This window comes from Bradyrhizobium sp. Kon10, from assembly GCF_055807395.1.
Window position 1 is genome coordinate 1 of record NZ_JBVVOZ010000126.1, and the last position, 481, is coordinate 481.

The following is a 481-nucleotide window of genomic DNA, read 5'->3' on the forward strand; positions in this document are numbered from 1 at the left end:
CGACCTGCGGCACGCAGGCCGGATCGGGCGCGAAGTAAGCGCGCAGCCGTCCGAGGTCGGGTAGTTGGCCAGCGTTAAGGTCAGCCGCGAGCTGATCGGCGAGTTCGGCCTCGCAGCCGCGCTCATGGGCAAGTGCGAGCAGATCGACCATGATCCGGCAGGCTTTCTTGTCCGGCAGCCGTTCGCGCAAGCAATCGAAGGTTCGGCGATAGGCATCACGCGGGAACAGCCGATCACGGTAGACGAGATTGAGCAGCGCCATTGGCTTGCGCCGCAAGGAATGGATCACGTGCCGATAATCGACGACCTGGTCGTGCTTGCCGTTGGGATGCGGCCGCCCACGCGGCAAGGTGACGAGATGGGTGCCGCCGACGAACACGTCGAGACGATCGTCGTAAAGGCGCACCCGCAGTTGGTGCCCGATCAAACGCGACGGCACGGTGTAGAACACCTTGCGCAAGGTGAAGCCGCCGCTTGACGT

General features: G+C 64.2%; 1 pseudogene. It reads right to left on the bottom strand.

From position 1 onward, the window contains the following. Window positions 1–481 (bottom strand): annotated as a pseudogene (locus tag AC0L2O_RS36360) (IS21 family transposase); the annotation flags it as partial.